The sequence below is a fragment of the Rhodococcus gannanensis genome (assembly GCF_042681175.1).
In the GTDB taxonomy this organism is placed as follows: domain Bacteria; phylum Actinomycetota; class Actinomycetes; order Mycobacteriales; family Mycobacteriaceae; genus Rhodococcus_G; species Rhodococcus_G gannanensis.
This window is the reverse complement of sequence record NZ_JBHUFB010000018.1, coordinates 1-808: the sequence shown is the minus strand read 5'-3', so window position 1 is coordinate 808 and position 808 is coordinate 1. Positions and strand designations below refer to the sequence as shown.

The following is an 808-nucleotide window of genomic DNA, read 5'->3' as shown; positions in this document are numbered from 1 at the left end:
GTGGAGTCGTTGTTGAAATACCACTCTGATCGTATTGGACATCTAACCTCGGACCATGATCTGGTTCAGGGACAGTGCCTGGTGGGTAGTTTAACTGGGGCGGTTGCCTCCCAAAATGTAACGGAGGCGCCCAAAGGTTCCCTCAGCCTGGTTGGCAATCAGGTGTCGAGTGCAAGTGCACAAGGGAGCTTGACTGTGAGACTGACAGGTCGAGCAGGGACGAAAGTCGGGACTAGTGATCCGGCACCGGCATGTGGAAGCGGTGTCGCTCAACGGATAAAAGGTACCCCGGGGATAACAGGCTGATCTTCCCCAAGAGTCCATATCGACGGGATGGTTTGGCACCTCGATGTCGGCTCGTCGCATCCTGGGGCTGGAGTAGGTCCCAAGGGTTGGGCTGTTCGCCCATTAAAGCGGCACGCGAGCTGGGTTTAGAACGTCGTGAGACAGTTCGGTCTCTATCCGCCGCGCGCGTTAGAAACTTGAGGAAGGCTGTCCCTAGTACGAGAGGACCGGGACGGACGAACCTCTGGTGTGCCAGTTGTCCTGCCAAGGGCACCGCTGGTTAGCTACGTTCGGAAGGGATAACCGCTGAAAGCATCTAAGCGGGAAGCCTGTTCCAAGATGAGGTTTCTCACCCCCTTTGAGGGGGTAAGGCCCCCGGCAGACCACCGGGTTGATAGGCCAGAACTGGAAGCCAGGTAACTGGTGTAGGTGACTGGTACTAATAGGCCGAGGACTTACCACAAAGAAGCTACGCGTCCACTGTGCGGTATCTGAAACAACACACGTTGTATCGGATGGAGAA

The 808-nt window shown here is 56.2% G+C and carries 1 rRNA gene; it reads left to right on the top strand.

From position 1 onward, the window contains the following. Positions 1 to 748 (top strand): 23S ribosomal RNA (locus tag ACFSJG_RS19395); the annotation flags it as partial. Between the last annotated feature and the right edge of the window lie 60 nt (positions 749 to 808).